The sequence below is a fragment of the Psychrobacter glaciei genome (genome assembly GCF_014652895.1).
GTDB classification, from domain to species: domain Bacteria; phylum Pseudomonadota; class Gammaproteobacteria; order Pseudomonadales; family Moraxellaceae; genus Psychrobacter; species Psychrobacter glaciei.
This window is the reverse complement of sequence record NZ_BMZR01000002.1, coordinates 468,042-486,050: the sequence shown is the minus strand read 5'-3', so window position 1 is coordinate 486,050 and position 18,009 is coordinate 468,042. Positions and strand designations below refer to the sequence as shown.

The following is an 18,009-nucleotide window of genomic DNA, read 5'->3' as shown; positions in this document are numbered from 1 at the left end:
TTTGACTATATAGTCAAATTCATATAAATCCGCTATATCGTCATTCTCGCTAAGCATACTAATATATAACTTGCGCTCGGTTTCCTTGTATCGAAATTATTTGAATTCAACTATATCAGGTTGAATGTTGCTGTCTTCCTCCAATCTATTCAATGACATTTCATTTTAATAAAATCATACCTAAGCACTGACAATAAAAAATCCAACGCCAAACGCCCATTTCAAACGTTCAACATTGGATTGATAAAACTCTAGAATAATTGTTTAATTAACCAGAGTAACTATTCTTGATCTAACTTGTCGATCATACCCTGATATTTTTCTTTTTTAGCAGCGATCTTTTTGCGTCTTTCTTCAGCCGTCGCGACCAAATTTTTGGCAACGTCTAAGCTCTTATCAAAGGCCGCTAATTCAAGATCTACCGCATCCAATAGTTTGCCAAGCATCATAGCCGTCGCTTTTTCAGAGACATCCTGAGTCATACCACTAGCATCAGATTTAAAGTCGTCTTTCAGCTTTGACGCCCACTGATAAATGCCTGCCATGGTAATGCTAGATTTATCCTCTTGATCAGCATTATCTTTTTTGCTGGTCTTGTCTTTTTGATTAGACTTGCTGTCTTTGGTGTTTTTGTCAGACTGAGCGTCTTTATCGTCACTATTAGATTTGTCATCTTTATTAGATTTTTGATTTTTATCAGAATCTTTATTCTTACTTGCTTTATCTGACATATCACTTTTAGCAGTACTATCGTCTTTAGCTTCCTCGTAGTCATGCTCAGCGTTGTACGCTTCAAAGTCGCCGTCCTCAAATACCACGGTATCCTCTCTGACCACTTCTACGCCAGTCACTGCTTTATTGTTGGTAGATTTTTTTGAATTTTCAGCAGCATCGTTTTTTGCATTGTTGTTTGACATAGCTTGTTATCCTTATTTAAATTTGAATGTAATAAGTTTTTATAGTATTTGCCTATAAAATGGATACTAAGCTAAGCGCATTTTTTTATCAATATATGGATATAAATATACCGTTTAATGCCTACAGGAAGATACATGCCATGGTTTAAAGCATTAAACGGTAACAATTGAGCTGCATGTGATAACGAAGAAAATATTAAATTTTCTTAATCATTATTAATAGGGTTGTCAGCAATAAACTGAGCCAGTAGCTCAGCCAATTTTTCGCCTTGGTCTTCTTGTAAGAAATGACCACCGTTAATAATAGTGCTATGGTTTTGACCTTTAGTTCCAGGGATAAGTTTTTGCATGATTCGATCACCACCACCAGTGACAGGGTCAGAATCGCTAAACAGGGTAATGAAAGGTTTATTAAACTTGCCAAGCTCGCCCCAGGCGGCACGGTTTTTTGTTGAAGCAGGATCGTCCGGTGTGGTCGGTACTAGTATGGGGAACTGTCTTGCACCTTCTTTATAGGATTCATCAGGGAAGGGTGCATTATAAGCATCGATTACTGCCTGTGATAGTTCGGTCGTAGTGCCACTATTAATAATGCTGCCGACATGAAACTTCGGAGTATCTTGTGAGAATTGCTGCCACTTGCGGAAGCTTTCTCCTGGATCGTGATCTCCTGTGGGGAGCATGGTATTGCCAGCTGCTACTCGAGCAAATCTATCTGGATTTTCTGCCACGAGACGTAGACCAATTAGGCCACCCCAGTCTTGACAAAATAATGTGATATTTGTTAAATCTAACTGATCAAGTACGGATTGCATCCAGTCGACATGGCGCTGGTAGGTATAATCCGTACGGGCGGCAGGTTTATCTGAGCGGCCAAAACCAGGGAGATCTGGCGCGATGACACGATGTCCAGCCGCTGTCAGTATCGGTATTACTTTACGATATAGATAACACCATGAAGGCTCGCCATGTAGTAGTAAAATCGGATCGGCATCCTTGGGACCTTCATCGAGATAATGTACACGCAGCTCACCGCCTTCGCCATCATCGACCATCATATAATGCGGCGAAAAACCGTAATCGGGTAGGTTTTCAAAGCATGAATCGGGGGTTCTAAGTATTTTCATAGGGTATCCTTATCCTTATAATAAATAACCGTGCTTTCTCAAACAGTAAACACTCATTTAGCATAGCATTCAAGCCATTATCGGTGTCATGTTTTTTGAATGTTAAAGATTGTGCTATGCACCAACAAACGTTCTATTTGTTCTTAGATCTCGATACTTTTGGGTACGTGCACATCAATACGCAGCTTAGGAAGGTCTTGTAGTTTCTGCGTCAGTAAAGGCAAGATATCGAGATGCCAGTCTAATGGCAATGAGTTTGCGACGTTCGATTCAGGAGGCGAACTGCCTACAGTACTGTGTAAATGACTATCGATAAGCGGGCGGGCAAATAGGGCAATTCTGCGGATGCCTTGATGGCGAATAAGAGGAATAAGCTGATGGTGCAAGTCTGTTAAAGCGTCAGTGAGCCAGCGCGACCGCGTCGGATGATAAGGGTGATCTGAGATAACAAGATTGGCAATATAACTGGGTTGATTACCATTACTGCTGACGCCAAGGCCAGACTGTTCTCGTGTGCGTTTGTGGAGTAAACAGCTACCAGCGTTTAGACTACCGTCACGGCACGCGCGACGATAGTGATGGTAGTTATCAGCGAATAGCGTCTTGGTTCGTGCGAGGATAGGGTCGAGCAGGATGCCAGCAGTATTAACTGGTAAGATAAGTAATTGGGCACTGCTATTTAAAATAGGGGCATGCGTCAATTGTAGATTCGCCATTGTCAGCCCCTTCAAAAAATAGTATGTTTATTCTACCTTAGCTTGTACGGTACTTTCTGCTTCTAATTGTGCGATTTGTTGTTCGAGCAAGGCAATTTGATCTTCCTTCATATCCGTCAATTTTTTATTCATCGCTAATTGCTCAGCTGCCAGCTTTTCTTGGGCAGCCCAGCGTTTACGCTCATCTTCTAAGCGATCAATTTCTTCTTTGGCCAGACTATCCGTCTTTGGTAAAGGAGCGCTTAAGATCGTAGCAGGTTTTGGTACTTGACTATTTAAGTTGTCAGCTGTATCAGTGGTGGTCGCATTCTGATCAAGGGCAGTCGCTTCACTCATTATAGCGTCATCACTATTGACTTCACTGAGGACATTTTCTGCTGGCATAGCAGCAGACTGTGCAGCCTCGTTTTGCTCAGCGATTGATGGTGAGCTGCTGCCAGTTTTGCTAGTCTCAGGTACAGATTGTGCCCAAACTAAATAGCCGATAACAATGAATAGCAGTGCCAATATAATCGCCATCCAGATTCTACGGCGCGATTTAGCAGCTTTTGCTTTTTCACGTTTGCTCAACAAAGGATGCTTTTTTTTATTTTTCATACTACGGTCAATTTATGTCAAAGATATAAGTAGCCATACTATAGCAAACTCAAAATAAAAAGCCTATCTATTGCTAGATAGGCTTAAAGTACTGTTAAATAATAAAGCACTTAAAAAACTTTTAAGTATCAGCATCAGTATCAGTATTATTTGTTTGCTTAAGTTTTAAATTTTACCGTACCACTGGTGCCTGTCGCCATCGCATCACGAGCGAGTTGGTCTTCCGCATGATTTTTGGCACTGATGGCATCAGGGTCAGGTCGATGTTCTGCATGGCTACATTTAGTACATTCAATATACTCATCAGGCACAGGCGTCGTAATATTTACCTGTACCACCGCGTCCATCGCCTGACATTTGGGACAGCGGACGCCTGCCAAAAATCGGCGCTTTGGGCGTGACGATTGATAACGCATCTAAATAACCTCGCGATTGCTTTTGGCATTGGCGGCATCGACGTTTTTAACATCGCTAAAGCCACTGTGGCGCAATAAGGCATCGATGCTGGCACTGCGACCACGGAAGTTTTCAAAGTTAGTCTTGGCAGGGAAGCTACCACCAACCGACAAGATACTCTCACGGAAAGCTTTACCGGTCACTGGATTAAAAATACCTTCTTCTTCAAACCTACTAAAAGCATCTGCAGACAATAGCTCTGCCCATTTATACGAGTAATAGCCAGCCGCATAGCCACCTGCAAAGATATGACTAAAACCATTGGCAAAGCGGTTATAGTCAGGCGTTTGCATGATGGCTATGTCGTTACGAACCGTATTTAAGGTTGCCAAGATACCATCATAATCAAGTGCTGGCGTGTGTGAATGAATCAATAAGTCGAACAGTGAGAACTCGATTTGACGCAGGGTTTGCATGCCACTTTGGAAGTTTTTTACTGCCAGTAAGGCTGCAAGTTTGTCTTTAGGCAAGGGCTCGCCAGTCTCGACATGACTACTAATCAGCGCAATACCTTCAGCATCCCATGCCCAGTTTTCCATAAATTGACTGGGCAGCTCGACTGCATCCCACTCAACACCATTAACACCTGCGACATCACCGACTGTCACTTGCGTTAAAAGATGATGTAGCCCATGACCAAACTCATGAAACAAGGTCAGTACTTCATCATGGGTTAATAGGCTTGGTTTGCCATCGAGGGCAGGCGTGAAGTTGCCGAGCATAAAGCAAACCGGTAGCTGCTGATGGTCTTGCTCATCATAGGTATAACGCGACTGAAAACCACTCATCCAAGCGCCGCCGCGCTTACCGCTGCGAGCAAATAAATCAAAATAAAAGCCGCCAAGCAAGTTATCGTCAGCATCAAACAACTGATAGAAGCTTACCTCGTTGTGCCAGCGCGATACAGATGTGCTCTCACTATCTGTCTTATCACTACTTTGCTCTTGTACTTTGATACCGTATAGGCGCTCTACGATGGCAAATAAGCCGTTAATCACTTTTGGTAACGGGAAGTATGGGCGTATCTCTTCTTGTGAAAGACTAAACTCACTTTGTTTTACTTTTTCAGCGATATAAGCACTGTCCCAAGGCTGCAAATCATCAATGCCATAATCTTGCGCATATTTTTGCAGTTGCGCTAAATCCTGCTTAGCAGCTAGAGTGGCTTGCGTGGCCAAATTGCGCAAAAAGGTTTCTACTTCTGCCACGTTATCTGCCATTTTAGTCGATAGTGAGACTTCTGCATAATTGTCAAAACCTAATAGCGTGGCTTTTTGCTCACGTAATTGTAGGATCTGACCCATGATATCGGCGTTATTCAGTGACTCGCCTTTTTTATTTGTATGACCATCAAATTCTGAGGCACGCGTGACGTAAGCATGGTACAACGTCTCACGTAGACTGCGGTCGTCAGCATGAGTCATGACCGCAAGGTAAACGGGGATATTTAAACTTGCCACATAGTAAGGCGTCGGCAACGCATCGATATCTGCTTGCGTGAGGGCGCCGCTGGCAAGCTCACGGGCTTTATACTGTTCGCCCGCGTCTGCCAACAGTGCCAAACCACTTTCGGTCAAGCCTGTTAGTTGCTCTTGCTTAAGTGGTAAGAAGTAGGCTTGGGTAGCATCCAATATATTGTCTGAGAACGTCGCTGATAAGGTTGAGAGTTCACTTTGAATAGCGGCGAATTGTTCTTGCTCAGCTCTAGGTAACGCCACACCTGACATCTCAAAGCTTCTAAGCGCAAGCTCAATGGCACGAGCGCGCGCAGGCTCAAGCGCTGCAAAAAATGTTTTATCATTCACGATAGCTTGATAACGACTAAATAGCGGCTGATGCTGCCCCACACGAGTGCCGTAAGCAGACAGCTTAGGCAGTAGCTCATGATGCACATGACGAATCTCATCATTGCTCATCACGCTATTGAGATGCGACAAAATACCCCAACTGCGATCTAATGCTAGATTGATATGATCAAAATTCATCACATCGCTCAGAGCTTGCTCAGCAGTGACATCAGCAGGACTGTGGTTGCTGTCAGTATGGGCTGTCATTTCATCTAAAAAAGCATTGGCATCGTCTATCGCGCTAATGACTTGGCTTTGTAATGCACTTGGTGAAACATTGGCAAAATCGACAAGGCGTAAATCTGGAGAAATAGGTGTCATAAAGGTATCCGATATCTGATATTAGTGAATAAATTATTATTGGTTGAATATGGTTTGGTATAAGTGATTTGCATGATGTCACACACAGAGTATAAAAGGCTGTCAGTTACTTTTTTATTTTGCGGTCTTATACCTATCTTATATAAAAGATGGGTTCATTTAATGAAAATGCAACCTACTCACTGACAATATGGAAAGTAAAGCGAGGAGATGGTCGATATTAAATATGTTTAAATGAGATAAACCTACCTTTATCTAACAACATAGATTGTCCTACTTACAAAGCACTATCATTTGCTTGCAAATTGACCCTACAGCGAGTGAGGTTTGACTGTTAGCATCAAGGGAATGGAATAAAAATATCAAACCCTATTGATAAACGATTTATAGAAAAAATGACTCATAGAAAAATTAACAACGTTGAAAGTAAATGATAATAAAACAAGGAGCAGTATATGAAAGCGACTCTTAAAAGTTTACGTGAAACTAAAGCCAATCCAGCGGTCAGTATCTTTGTTAAGACACATCGAGCGCATCCAGCCAATGAGCAAGATCCAATCGCTCTAAAAAACCAGCTAAAAGTCGTAGAAGATCGCTTAACTAAAGAATACGACAAGAGTACGTCGACAACTATCTTAGATAAGATTCACGCTAAGACCAGTGAGTTAAACCACAATTATAATCTTGATACCTTAGCCATATTTGCCAGTACTGACGATGTACAAGTGATCCGTATGCCCATCGATACCACAGAGCGGGTTGTGATTTCAGACAGTTTTGCCACTCGTGACCTAGTTCGTGATATGGCAAGTGCCGTTCACTACTATACAGTCGTGCTGACCCGTGATAAGGCTCGCCTGATCGAAGCATCAAATGATCGTGTCATCAGAGAGTTTGATAAAGATGACGATGCACAAAACAATATGGAAAGCATCGCATTCCCTGTCGAAAATAATGGTCTGCATACGACAAGTGACGGTGGCTCTGATCGTTCTGCGAGTAATGAGAGCAGCCATCTAAAAGAGTACTTTAACCAAGTCGATAAGAGCGTACAAGAGCTGTGGGGCGAGCATAAAATGCCTCTTGTCATCGTTGGCGATGCGAAAAACATCGGCTACTACAAAGAAGTCTGTGATCGTCCAGACAATATCATTGCCACGGTATCAAACGCCACCAATCTAGAAGATGGCAGTGCACAGCATATCGTCGATAGTGTACAAGAATCTGTAGAAGGATATCGTACGTCATTGCATCATGCTGCTTTGGGCGAGATTGATAAAGCCCGCGGTGCCAACATGTTACAGACGGATTTGCAGGAAGTATATCGTAGCGCATTCCAAGGTGCTGGCGAGACCCTTTATGTACGCCGTGGCTATATACAATCTGCCAAAATTGATGAAAAAGCACAAACATTAAGTCTTGCTAATGATGCTACCGCAGAAGGCGTCACTGATGATGCGATTGGCGAAATCATTGAGCATGTGATTCATAATGGTGGCGAGGCTGTGTTTATGCCGCAAGACATCATGGGTGAAGACCAACCGATTGCTCTAGTGACTCGCTACTGATTCAAAAAAACTGGCTATCAATGATGTTCATCGACGAATTCGCCATTGATAGCATATAGGTATAATATGAGAGCATTGGTTCAGTATGAGCCAATGCTCCTTTTACATTGATGCACTTCTACATTACTAATTGGCCACTCGTTTTTGATGATAAGTTTTTATGCAGTGCTATCAACTTTTACTATCCAAATACTGAGTTTATGACTGAATCTATGACTACCACCTCTTTTGTTCTAACCAGCTATAACATTCACAAAGGCATGTCGCCTATGAATCGTCAAGTGAAAATGCAAGGTATTGCCCATGCGCTTGAAGTCATAGAGTCCGATGTGCTGTGTTTGCAAGAGGTGCAAGGTCAAAACCTCAAGCGCAATATGCAATACAACGAATATCCTGACCAATCACAGCATGAGTGGTTTGGTGAGTATCTGCAGCTGCAAAATAGCTATGGCAAAAACTCAGAATATGAAAACGGTCATCATGGTAATGCTGTGCTCAGCCGATTCCCGTTAGATCCAAAACACAATGTCAATATTACCGTCAATAAGCTTGAGCAACGCGGCGTCTTACACTGTGAGGTACAGCCTATCGGTTGGGAGCGACCTGTCGTGGTATTGTGTGCGCACTTGAATTTGTTTGAGCGCGATCGTCTCAAGCAATATGAAGCCATTGCCAACTATGTGCGCAATGAGATTGCGCCTGACCAACCGCTTATTTTGGCAGGCGATTTTAACGATTGGAAAAAACTGTCTTGTGATAAGTTGGCGTCCAGTCTCGGCATGACCGAAGCTTTCAAGCATTGTCACGGCAAGCTGTCGCCCACCTTTCCAGCCAAGCTGCCCGTCCTCAGCTTAGACCGTATTTATGTACGTAATCTAAGTATTAAGGATGCATGGGTACACACTGGAAAACCGTGGTCAACGCTATCCGATCATTTGCCCATCAGTGCTGAACTGATGTTGCCATAACGCAAACCATCTACTGAAACGCAAACAATTGACTAAAAAATAAAATAATAGAAACCCACAAGGATGATGAACCATGTCTAATACTCAAATACCAACCACTCAACAGGCGGTACTTATTCGTGAGTTTGGCGAACCTGACGTTATGAGTTATGAGGATGGTGTTGCTGTTCCTACTTTGGCGGATGAGCAAGTCTTAGTAAAAGTAGCCTACGCAGGCATTAACCCCGTTGATTACAAAACCCGTCAAGGAAAAGGGTGGGGCGCTGATAATATTCGTAAAGATAAATTTGATCATGATCAGCCAGCGATTTTAGGCTTTGATATGTCAGGAGTGGTAGTCAGTAGCAATAGCGAACAGTTTGCTGTTGGTGATAAAGTCGCCGCCTTGACTTTCAATGGTGGCTGCTATGCTGAGTATGTGGCAGTCGATGCCAAATTGCTTGCCAAAGTGCCAGAGTCAGTCACATTAGAGCAAGCAGGTGCGCTGCCTTGTATCGGACAAACGGCGCTACAATTTGTAGAGTTTGCTGATATCAAAAAAGGTGAGCATGTCGTCATAAATGCACCAGCAGGCGGCGTCGGTCATTTGTTGATCCAGTTGCTCATGAATAAGGCGGCGCAAGACAATATCAAAGTAACGGTAATTTGCTCGCCAGAAAAGTACGCCAAGCTCGATGCGTTAATAGACAAATCCAAGCTGACGAGCTGGATTGACTACACTAAAGAGGAGGCATTTCCTGACTTGCAAGCCGATGTGCTACTTGACTTGGTCGGTGGGGATGCAGGGGTACGCGCGCTTGATGTACTCAAATCTGGTGGCCGCGTTAATGTGCTACCAACGATCTGGGTTGATAAGCTCGTCGATGCTGGTAGTCAAAAAAGCTTAAACGTGGCCGGTTATAAAGCGCAGCGTAGTGGGCAAGATATGGCAAGAGTGTTAGAACAAGTGGGCACTGGTAAGCTCAAATTACAGATTCAGCAGACGTATCCGTTATCTGAAGCCGTGGCAGCACATCGTGAGCTACAAAAAGGCGATACCTTTGGTAAGATTGTTCTAAAGGCAGACTAGTCTGGCAGCATCTGCCGAAACGTAAGACTAATGCGCCCATCAGCGACTGATTTTGTCTTGGTGATGGTGTGCTTCCAGTAGGCTTGTGTATCGCCATGCATGACAATAAGCTGACCAGACTCAAGATAAAGCTCGACTTTATCTTGGGTTTTTTTATGCTTAAAGACAAATTTTCGCGTGGCACCGAGCGATAGGGCCGCGATAATTGGCTGATAGCCTAACTCTTTTTCGTCATCTGCATGATAGCCCATGCCATCGCTACCTGAGGGGTAATAATTCAACAGACAAGAATTAAAGTTAGCGACAATTCCAATATTTGCTAGTTGTTGTTCGACATACTGTTTCACATGAAATACTGTCTCTGACCATGGGATACTTTGGCGGGCATGTCCAGAGTAGTGATAGCTACTATTGTTTCCACCCATCCAAACGATTTGACGCGTGGTGACATGGGTCTTGCCAAACAAAGTGACAATGTCAGCATGCCAAGGCAGTTCGCTTAATAAGAGGTCGTAAAGCTCATGGCTATTCTCAACAACGATGCCCAGATCATTGAGTATCCCTTCATAAGGCAATAGGTTATCTACAGGACTAGGGGCAAATAAATCAGTCATAAGCTAAAATTTTAACGATTAAAATTCTGTAAGATAAAAGTGGCGCATTGCTTCGGTGCTTCTATAGGCAATAGATGTCCGTTCTCAGGCATGATATTAAGCTGGTTAGCGGGCACAAATTTTTGCCAATTATTACGAACTTTATCGTTAATAAAAATAGTCGGCTTGCCAATGATAAGTTGGTAAGGCACCTTGGTTTTCGCCAGCTTCTTTAATGCACCGTCGATATAAGGGATGCCAAAATAATTCGCTATCTCTTGTTCGGGAGTGAATATAAAAGCATAACGTCCATCGTCTTGTTTTACTAAGCTTTGTTCGGCAAATAGGTACAAGTGCTCATCAGAGATGCGTCGATAAGCGCTTTTTTCTCGTAGGTTTTTATAGAACTCATCTATATTTGTCCAAACCTTTTGCTTGGTTAAAGCGCTTTTAAAAGGTTGACGCTTAAGCTTAACGGAACGAGGTATCAGCTTATACAACAGCGCTTGCGATTTGGTAAAAGTTACCGGCTCAATCAAATACAACTCAGAGAATAGATCAGGGCGTTTAGCCGCTGCCATAGCGGTAGCGGTAGCGCCTTGTGAATGTCCAATGCCTATAACAGGACCATCTTGAGTCTGCTCTAAAAAATGAATAAGCAGATCGGCATCTTGCTCACGCGTCAATACACGGGCTTTTGGCTGGTCATACCAATAGCCGCGCATCGCGAGCGAGCTGATGTCAAAACCAGCAGAAAGCTCTGTCAACAGGGGCTTGTAGTTACCTACTGTAAAACCATTGCCACCATAAAAGTGCGCTTTAGGGCGTTTGGTTTTATTATTAGCCGATGTATTCAATGAGCTTAAATCATAATAGCGTGCCTTTTGACCACCGATATCGATACTGTTTGTGAATGCTTCCATAAAAGTAACACTGCCTTATGATTTATTATTCATCAATAATTAATTGTTTTCGCCTAAGAAGCCGCCACTTTGACGCTGCCATAAGCCAGCATACACCCCATTTAATGCCAATAGTTCATCGTGGCTACCTTGCTCGATAATCTGACCTTTATCCATGACCACCAGTCTATCGAGTGCGGCAATCGTAGAGAGACGATGGGCAATGGCAATGACTGTTTTGCCCGTCATGATATCATTCAAGCTTTCAGTAATGGCAAATTCAATCTCAGAGTCGAGCGCACTGGTCGCTTCATCTAAGAGTAAAATCGGCGCATTTTTTAGCATGACACGTGAGATGGCGATACGCTGACGTTGGCCGCCAGATAGTTTAACCCCACGCTCGCCCACTTGTGTATCCAGACCAGTGTTGCCTTTATCATCATATAAATCTTTGATAAATTCCCAAGCCTGTGCTTGCTCAGTGGCAAGGATGATTTCTTCATCGCTGGCATCAGGGCGACCATAGGCAATGTTTTCACGGACAGTACGATGGAGCAGCGAGGTATCTTGCGTGACCATACCGATTTGTTGACGTAATGACTCTTGAGTAACTTCGTCAATCGCTTGCCCATCGATGTAGATTTTACCTTTATCCACATCAAAAAAGCGCAATAATAAATTCACTAAGGTTGATTTACCAGCACCTGAGCGACCCACCAAACCAATCTTTTCACCCGGTTTAATATCTAGATGGAAGCCATCAAGTAGTTTGACTTGTGAATGGGTAAGGGCTGTTCCGGCAGTATTAACCTCGTCAATGCGCTCGCCTTCGATATCATCGTTTTCACTTTCATAACTAAAGTCAACATGATCAAAGACGATATGGCCATCAGTCACTTTTAGCGTAGCAGCGTTAGGTGTATCAACGATAGTCTGCGGTGCAGATAGTGTACGCATACCATCCTGAGCGGTACCAATGCTTTCAAATAAGCTGGCTGTTTGCCACATAATCCACTGCGTCAAACCATTGAGTCGCAAGGCCATCGCTGTGGCTGCGGCAACAGCACCAACACCGATATCGCCTTGCTGCCATAAATAAATGCCAATCCCAGCCGTACTACTCACTAAAATGACACTAATCAGATGGGTTGAGACCTCTAAATAGCTGACCCAGCGCATTTGTGCATGAACCGTCCCTAAGAACTGACCCATGGCGTTCTTGGCATAACCCAGCTCACGGCGTGAATGGCTGAACAATTTGACAGTCATGATATTGGCATAAGCGTCAGTGATTCGGCCAACCATCAACGCACGGGCATCAGCCTGTACGATAGCCGTCCGTTTAAGCTTGGGAATAAAGAAGCGCAACGCAATGCCAACTAGGACAAACCAGATAACAAATGGGATGAGCAATAAGCTGTCTAAGTTAAATAAGATAACACCAGTCGTAATAAAATACACGATCACGTACATGAACATGTCAGTGACCGTCATCACCGTATCGCGTACGGCTAGAGCCGTCTGCATCACCTTAGCAGAAACGCGACCAGAGAACTCATCTTGATAAAACTGCATCGACTGCCCGAGCATGTGCTGATGAAAACGCCAGCGCATTTGCATCGGAAACACGCCTTGAATCGACTGAAAATGAATAAACGAAGATAAGGCAATCCAAAAGGGACTCAATAGCATGACCGCTAGCATCAAAAGGAGCATATCACCTTTTTCAGCCCACAGCGTCTGCGGCGTATAGATACCCAGCCAGTCGACGATATTACCAATCCAAGCAAACAGCATAGCTTCATAAATGCCGATACCCGCCGACAAAATCATAAAAAAGAGTAGCCAGCCACGCAAACCTTTAGTACACGCCCATAAAAACTTCATCAGCCCGTCACGAGGTGAGGGCAATGGCATAGGCGTATCAGGAAAGGCGGGTAGACGGTTTTCAAAAAAGCGAAATAGAGCATTCATAGGCAAGGGTAGAACATCAATAGCAATACGCCAAGACAAACGCTGGCAAGCATTGTCTTGAACATTTATTTGTGTGAATAGGAAGTTACGCTATTTTAACAAAACTTCGTAATCACGCCTGCATGCTAATTGTAAATTGACAATCAATAGCTGCCTACGTTTACTACCTGTTAGCAAAAGCATTATAAATAGATTGCTGTATAAAACATATTTTGTTACATTCTATGATTTTATTGAGCAGAAGATATGGCTTAGGGCCTGTTCTCATTTTTGGCTAATCTAGTCGCTTCCGTTTAGGGCGTGTTTGAGTAAACGAATAATAAATACACAAAATTGCAGCTTAAAAGGTAGACGTTCATGATGTATTTAACCATCGCGGTACTATGTAGTGTCGCTGTGTCAGTACTTTTAAAAATATTACGTCAACGAAATATCGATATCCGTCAGACTATCGTCGCCGGTTACCCAGTAGCGTTCTTACTCACTTGGTTTTTATTGAAGCCAGACATCAGCGGACTTAGTCTGTTAGGAAGCGCGTGGGGGATTATCATAGCGCTTGGCGTATTGCTGCCTGCCGTATTTATCATTCTTGGGCGCGCGATTGCAGCGGTCGGCATGGTGGCAACCGATGCTGCCCAACGTTTATCACTCATCATTCCTATCGTTGCTGCTTTTTTATTATTCGGTGAGATGCTGACGGGTACTCGTATATTTGGTTTGGTATTAGGGTTTTTAGCTCTCGGTGCTTTGGTTTATCGTCCACAGCAGGGCGGCATGGACAAACAGGCGCGCCAAACGCCGCTTTGGTTATTTGGCGTCTGGGCAGGCTATGGCATTATTGATATTCTATTCAAGCAAGTTGCCAAGCAAGGGTCTGCCTTTCCGCTAACCTTATTTATAAGTTTCGGGCTGGCAGGGCTGTTACTGTTTATTTATTTGCTGATCACGCGGGTACGCTGGCAGGGCAATGCCCTCATGGCAGGAGTACTGCTGGGTGCGCTGAATATGGGCAATATTTACGCTTATGTACGGGCACATCAAGTATTGTCTGAGTCACCAAGCATTGTGTTTACTGGTATGAATGTGGGTGTCATCGCAGTGGCAACTATCATCGGCGTTGGGGTATTTAAAGAGCGGCTCAATCGTATTAATATAATAGGGCTGTTATTGGCAGTTGGCTGTGTGGCAGTACTGTTTTTAGCTTAGCAAACACCCTAATAATTTAGCCCAAATCCATCAACGTCGTTGCGATTTATAAAATCGTTAACTTATCAGATATAGGCACGCAGGGCATCCTATGATAAGGTTGCTTAAAAACAGCAAGACTGATATAAGCTGACAAAAAGCGATTTGCTTTGAGACACTTGACCTCAATGAATAACAATAGGATGTACACTCAATGGAATACCAGAAGCAATTACAGCGTATAAAAAATGGTTCAGGCTTCATCGCGGCGCTTGACCAAAGTGGGGGCAGTACGCCAAAAGCACTTGAAAATTATGGCGTGAGCAGCGACGATTATGACAATGATGATGCCATGTTCGATCTCGTACATGAGATGCGAGCCCGTATCATCACGTGTGAGTCTTTTGATAATGAGCGCGTGCTTGGGGCGATTTTATTCGAAGATACTATGGAGCGTGAGGTTGAGGGTAAGTCGACGGCTAACTACCTGTGGGAAAACAAAAATATCGTGCCATTTCTTAAGGTTGATAAAGGTCTGGCTGAACAAATGAGCGGCGTGCAAGTCATGCGCCCGATACCTGATTTAGATGCGTTATTGGACAAAGCCAAAAACTATCCAGTATTTGGTACCAAGATGCGTTCAGTGATTTATGAGCCCAATGTCGACGGTATCGAGCTAGTCGTGCAGCAGCAATTTGATGTCGCCAAGCAAATCATCTCAAAAGGCCTGATGCCAATCGTCGAGCCAGAAGTAAATATTGATGGCACTAAAAAACATGACTGTGAGCTGATACTTAAAACCAGTCTGTTGCATAATCTGGATCGTTTAAGTGGTGATCATCAAGTCATGCTGAAATTGACCTTGCCAGAGGAAGCGGGTTTTTATCAAGAACTGATTGATCATCCAAAAGTGCTAAAAGTGGTGGCTTTATCGGGTGGCTATAGCCGGAGCGATGCTTGTGCTAAGCTAAAACAAAACCCAGGTATGATTGCGAGCTTCTCACGTGCCTTTACTGAAGGTTTAAGTAAGCAACAAAGCGATGAGGAATTTTCTGAAACCATTAACAACTCAATTGAAGATATCTTTGAGGCATCGAAAGTTTAAGCAATAGCTATTTCTCTTATACTTAAACGTAAAAAAGCTTGCCCCTAATCTAATTAGAGGCAAGCTTTTTATTTTATCTATTTTTCAGTACTTAAAATCAAACCTCTTGATACAACTGACGACTGTCAGAATGACATTTCTTGGTCATCTTCGTCCTACCTCAACGAATTTTTTCAGCAATGGCTTCGCCAAATTGTCCAACGAGATCCATATTCACCTTTTTAACCAAATTACTAGCATTCGTTCAGTCGACTGTTTAAAGCATTGCTTTTTGGCTGGCGGCATTTTTGTCCAGTCCTGCCGCATAATCTCGCACATTCTGAGTGATTTTCATCGAACAGAATTTTGGCCCACACATCGAGCAAAAGTGCGCTGTCTTATGCGCGTCTTTCGGCAGCGTTTCGTCGTGATATTCACGCGCCGTATCTGGATCGAGTGCTAGATTGAACTGATCATCCCAGCGGAATTCAAAACGCGCTTTAGATAACGCATTGTCACGTGCTTGTGCACCTGGATGACCTTTGGCCAAATCAGCAGCATGGGCGGCAATTTTATAAGTGATGATGCCGTCTTTGACATCCTTTTTATTAGGCAGACCCAAGTGTTCTTTTGGCGTGACATAACAAAGCATTGCAGTGCCGAACCAACCAATCATCGCCGCTCCAATAGCACTAGTAATATGGTCATAACCCGGTGCAATATCAGTCGTTAATGGCCCCAATGTATAAAATGGCGCGTCCGCACACAGCTCAAGCTGCAAATCCATATTTTCTTTGATACGGTTCATCGCGACGTGACCTGGTCCTTCAACCATGACCTGCACATCATGCTCCCATGCCACTTTGGTCAGCTCACCCAAGGTTTTAAGTTCGCTAAACTGAGCTTCATCATTGGCATCTTGTAAACAACCCGGACGTAGGCCATCACCCAAACTAAAGGCGACATCGTAGGCTTTCATAATCTCGCAGATGTCTTCAAAGTGCGTGTATAAAAAGCTCTCTTGTTGGTGCACCATGCACCACTGCGCCATGATAGAGCCGCCGCGTGACACAATGCCCGTCAGGCGTCCGGCAGTCATTGGCACATAATCCAGCAGCACACCTGCGTGAATGGTGAAATAATCAACGCCTTGCTCTGCTTGTTCAATTAAGGTGTCGCGGAATATCTCCCACGTTAAATCTTCGGCCACGCCATCGACTTTTTCTAGCGCTTGATAAATGGGTACGGTACCAATCGGCACTGGTGAGTTACGAATCAGCCACTCGCGGGTTTCGTGAATATGATTGCCGGTGGACAAATCCATGATGTTATCCGCGCCCCAACGTGTTGCCCACGTCATTTTTGAGACTTCTTCATCGATAGAGGAGCCGAGTGCTGAGTTACCGATATTGGCGTTGATTTTTACCAAAAAATTGCGCCCGATAATCATGGGTTCAGATTCAGGGTGGTTGATGTTATTGGGAATGATGGCACGTCCAGCAGCCACTTCACTACGCACAAACTCAGGCGTGATAACCGTTGGCGTATTAGCACCAAAGCTCTCTCCATCATGTTGGCGTATGTCCGTCAAATCATGCTGCTTTTGGGTTTCGCGAATGGCAATGTATTCCATTTCAGGCGTAATAATGCCGCGACGTGCGTAGTACATTTGCGTGACGTTGCCTGTTTTACCATCAACATCTTTGGCACGGCGCGGTTTATCAATGTGAGCAAATCGTAAGTTGGCAGTGCTGATATCACGCGCGCGCGTTTGTCCATACTGACTTGATAGACCTGTTAACTGCTCGGTATCTCCGCGCTCGTTTATCCAGCCTTCACGTAGTTTTGGCAGACCTTTGGTGAGGTCAATGGTGGCATTGGGGTCAGTATAAACACCTGAGGTGTCATAGACATAAAACGGTGGGTTCTGTTCCCATTCGTTCTCAGAAACGCCTTGCACAGGGGTAGGATCAAGCGTTATTTCGCGCATCGGTACTTGAATATCGGGTCTTGAGCCTTCGATGTAAATTTTACGAGAGGCAGGCAAGATACGGTGTAAGTCGCGGGCATCTTCTTCAAAGCGCGCGTCTGTTTGATGGCGATGGGCAGGGGTTTTTAGGGCATCTGCTTTTTTATCCGCTTTGCTGGCAGTCGCGTTGAGCGAAGCATTGGCTGGGATATGAGTTTGAGCAGCTTTTGTGTTCGAGGTAATGTCTGAAATAGTCATATGCTGTCCTAGCGTGTTGGTCTAATAGTATAGGCAACACCGCCAGAATCTGCGGGGGTAAGCATATATGATACGGACAAATTCAATCGTAAAAAAACCTGCTAGCGCTATCAAACCTAAACGTAGTCAGTGATCTTTCGCTGATTGAGGGACGGAACTGATTATTAACGCTATCCACCAGCACAAAAAATACTGGTAGAGGTTGGCGATAATAAAAAGGCATTTCTGCACGCCCTTTGTACTTGTATAACATAGGCTTAAGACTTCCCTGCGTCGGTACTAACCGCATCAGGTTCGGCGGGTGATCTCTCAGCGAATGTATTAAAAGGCGGTTACTTTAATAAAGCGAATTTAATAAAGCCAGTCTTCAATACACCGCACCCCGAGTCTGTCAGTGTTGTGAATCTTATTCATACTAACAAAATTCTGCACCAACGGCTAATAGTATTTGGCTAATC

15 protein-coding genes and 1 riboswitch are annotated in these 18,009 nt (G+C 43.9%); of the genes, 5 read left to right on the top strand and 10 right to left on the bottom strand.

Annotated elements, in window-relative coordinates; genetic code table 11:
• Nucleotides 1–281 precede the first annotated feature (281 nt).
• The 6 genes from IE130_RS06780 to IE130_RS06755 form a co-directional block, all read right to left on the bottom strand.
• Nucleotides 282–917 carry a hypothetical protein gene (locus IE130_RS06780; RefSeq protein ID WP_189583619.1) on the bottom strand — a complete coding sequence of 212 codons (636 nt, stop codon included), beginning with the start codon at nucleotides 915–917 and terminating at the stop codon, nucleotides 282–284.
• A gap of 206 nt (nucleotides 918–1,123) precedes the next feature.
• Entirely contained in the window at nucleotides 1,124–2,044 is a 921-nt protein-coding gene (locus IE130_RS06775; RefSeq protein WP_189583616.1) for a haloalkane dehalogenase, read from the bottom strand.
• A 143-nt stretch (nucleotides 2,045–2,187) separates the two neighbouring features.
• Nucleotides 2,188–2,760 (bottom strand): hypothetical protein, encoded by a 573-nt coding sequence (locus IE130_RS06770; protein WP_189583613.1) that lies wholly within the window; start codon nucleotides 2,758–2,760, stop codon nucleotides 2,188–2,190.
• 27 nt (nucleotides 2,761–2,787) lie between these two features.
• Nucleotides 2,788–3,357 (bottom strand): hypothetical protein, encoded by a 570-nt coding sequence (locus IE130_RS06765; protein ID WP_189583610.1) that lies wholly within the window; start codon nucleotides 3,355–3,357, stop codon nucleotides 2,788–2,790.
• Between the two features lie 158 nt (nucleotides 3,358–3,515).
• A complete protein-coding gene (locus IE130_RS06760) occupies nucleotides 3,516–3,773 on the bottom strand; it encodes a YheV family putative metal-binding protein (protein ID WP_010200725.1) in 258 nt (85 codons plus the stop codon).
• Nucleotides 3,774–5,981, bottom strand: coding sequence for a M3 family metallopeptidase (locus IE130_RS06755; protein ID WP_189583607.1), 2,208 nt, complete (start codon nucleotides 5,979–5,981; stop codon nucleotides 3,774–3,776).
• Nucleotides 5,982–6,436: 455 nt separating this feature from the next.
• Here IE130_RS06755 and IE130_RS06750 point away from each other — a divergent pair, with 455 nt between their 5' ends.
• The 3 genes from IE130_RS06750 (at nucleotide 6,437) to IE130_RS06740 (ending at nucleotide 9,586) form a co-directional block, all read left to right on the top strand.
• Nucleotides 6,437–7,549: an AOC03_06830 family ribosome hibernation factor gene (locus tag IE130_RS06750; protein ID WP_189583604.1), complete on the top strand. Its 1,113-nt coding sequence runs from the start codon at nucleotides 6,437–6,439 to the stop codon at nucleotides 7,547–7,549.
• Between the two features lie 212 nt (nucleotides 7,550–7,761).
• Complete coding sequence (locus IE130_RS06745) at nucleotides 7,762–8,517, top strand: endonuclease/exonuclease/phosphatase family protein (RefSeq protein ID WP_189583601.1); 756 nt, start codon at nucleotides 7,762–7,764, stop codon at nucleotides 8,515–8,517.
• A 73-nt stretch (nucleotides 8,518–8,590) separates the two neighbouring features.
• Nucleotides 8,591–9,586 (top strand): NADP-dependent oxidoreductase, encoded by a 996-nt coding sequence (locus IE130_RS06740; RefSeq protein ID WP_189583598.1) that lies wholly within the window; start codon nucleotides 8,591–8,593, stop codon nucleotides 9,584–9,586.
• Here the strand turns inward: IE130_RS06740 and IE130_RS06735 are convergent.
• Genes IE130_RS06735 through IE130_RS06725 form a run of 3 tightly spaced genes read right to left on the bottom strand, consistent with a single transcriptional unit; the run spans nucleotide 9,583 to nucleotide 13,055 of the window.
• Entirely contained in the window at nucleotides 9,583–10,200 is a 618-nt protein-coding gene (locus IE130_RS06735; RefSeq protein ID WP_189583595.1) for an alpha-ketoglutarate-dependent dioxygenase AlkB family protein, read from the bottom strand. The genes IE130_RS06740 and IE130_RS06735 overlap by 4 nt on opposite strands.
• Nucleotides 10,201–10,211: 11 nt before the next feature.
• Nucleotides 10,212–11,102, bottom strand: a complete 891-nt coding sequence (locus IE130_RS06730; protein WP_189583593.1) for an alpha/beta fold hydrolase — start codon at nucleotides 11,100–11,102, stop codon at nucleotides 10,212–10,214.
• A 39-nt stretch (nucleotides 11,103–11,141) separates the two neighbouring features.
• Nucleotides 11,142–13,055 carry an ABC transporter ATP-binding protein gene (locus IE130_RS06725; protein WP_189584125.1) on the bottom strand — a complete coding sequence of 638 codons (1,914 nt, stop codon included), beginning with the start codon at nucleotides 13,053–13,055 and terminating at the stop codon, nucleotides 11,142–11,144.
• A gap of 357 nt (nucleotides 13,056–13,412) precedes the next feature.
• On the opposite strand from IE130_RS06725, the gene IE130_RS06720 reads away from it, so the two are divergent.
• Nucleotides 13,413–14,261, top strand: a complete 849-nt coding sequence (locus IE130_RS06720) for a DMT family transporter (protein WP_189583590.1) — start codon at nucleotides 13,413–13,415, stop codon at nucleotides 14,259–14,261.
• 193 nt (nucleotides 14,262–14,454) lie between these two features.
• Nucleotides 14,455–15,345 carry a fructose bisphosphate aldolase gene (locus IE130_RS06715; protein WP_189583587.1) on the top strand — a complete coding sequence of 297 codons (891 nt, stop codon included), beginning with the start codon at nucleotides 14,455–14,457 and terminating at the stop codon, nucleotides 15,343–15,345.
• Between the two features lie 256 nt (nucleotides 15,346–15,601).
• Here IE130_RS06715 and thiC read toward each other — a convergent pair whose 3' ends face one another.
• Nucleotides 15,602–17,551 (bottom strand): phosphomethylpyrimidine synthase ThiC, encoded by a 1,950-nt coding sequence (gene thiC / locus IE130_RS06710; RefSeq protein WP_227676155.1) that lies wholly within the window; start codon nucleotides 17,549–17,551, stop codon nucleotides 15,602–15,604.
• Between the two features lie 248 nt (nucleotides 17,552–17,799).
• Nucleotides 17,800–17,946: riboswitch (TPP riboswitch) on the bottom strand.
• Nucleotides 17,947–18,009: the final 63 nt, after the last annotated feature.